1 protein-coding gene is annotated in these 546 nt (G+C 58.8%); it reads right to left on the bottom strand.

What is annotated here, in order from left to right; genetic code table 11:
* Nucleotides 1–425 (bottom strand): isochorismatase family protein (locus tag KJQ96_RS38665; RefSeq protein ID WP_213291183.1); only part of this gene is annotated, 425 nt, incomplete at its 3' end.
* Nucleotides 426–546 lie beyond the last annotated feature (121 nt).

Below are 546 nucleotides of genomic sequence, written 5' to 3'. Positions count from 1 at the left end.
GTGGTCGCCAAGATGCCATGAAGCGCCATCCGATCCAGAGCAAGTGAACGATCCGCATCGACACGCGTCGCGATCAGGTCCGAGAGGAGGCGTACGTCATATCCACGCTCGGCGGCCTGCAGAGCGGCAATGAAGATATCTTCTTCGAGCCAACCTCCTCCAAAGAAAATGATACCGGTCTCGCGTGAAGCCAGATTGTCCGTAAACCGCCGATCGTGCCAAATGGAAAGAGCGTCAACGTCCAGCTGCGTCATCGAGTGCACGAGTTGCTGACCCTTAATCCCGAACGGCTGGCATTCGCCGATGAGGGTCGACGCGACGGCGAACATCTCCAAGCCCGTCTGCAGCAACGAGAAACTGACGTGCCGCGGGGCAAGACCGGCCGAAGCCGGCGTCTCGCCGCGCGTCATATTGATCAAAACCACCCGACTATGTCGTGGGTCTGCAAGCATCTACGTGTCAAATGACCTTGGCTGGATGCTGCTCACGGGGCATCAGGCGGCCGCATTAACAAGATCCGATGACACAAGCACGGGGCCGTTGACG

Origin of the sequence: Bradyrhizobium sp. sGM-13 (assembly GCF_018398875.1) — a bacterium.
Taxonomy (GTDB): Bacteria; Pseudomonadota; Alphaproteobacteria; order Rhizobiales; family Xanthobacteraceae; genus Bradyrhizobium.
Note: the sequence above shows the minus strand (reverse complement) of the source record. Positions and strands in the feature narration are given on the sequence as shown.